The following is a 335-nucleotide window of genomic DNA, read 5'->3' as shown; positions in this document are numbered from 1 at the left end:
GCAACGGTGTCGCCAGTCCGGGGGTGAGCCACCCGGCGTTGCCCCAGGACGACCCGGCGGCCACCCCCGCGCGGTCGTACACGGTGACGTCGACTCCTCGCTCCTGCAGGAACCAGGCGGTGGACAGTCCGACCATGCCGGCGCCGACGACGGCGACGGAGCGGGGGCCGGAGTGTGCGGCGGGCGAGGGCGGGCGTGCCATGCGAAACCTCTTCTCCAAGGCGGTGATGTCTTCGATGGTGGGCCCGGCCCGTCCGGTTGTCTTTGTGCTGTACGGCCAATGGCAGCCGGATCCATGGTGCGCCGGGCACTGTGCACCTGGGCCACAATGGGGG

1 protein-coding gene is annotated in these 335 nt (G+C 71.3%); it reads right to left on the bottom strand.

Annotated elements, in window-relative coordinates; all coding sequences use genetic code 11:
• Nucleotides 1–202 (bottom strand): NAD(P)/FAD-dependent oxidoreductase (locus J0695_RS41740; RefSeq protein ID WP_206970031.1); only part of this gene is annotated, 202 nt, incomplete at its 3' end.
• Nucleotides 203–335 lie beyond the last annotated feature (133 nt).

Source organism: Streptomyces beijiangensis (assembly GCF_017315755.1).
GTDB lineage: Bacteria > Actinomycetota > Actinomycetes > Streptomycetales > Streptomycetaceae > Streptomyces > Streptomyces beijiangensis.
This window is presented reverse-complemented; position numbering and strand designations above follow the sequence as displayed.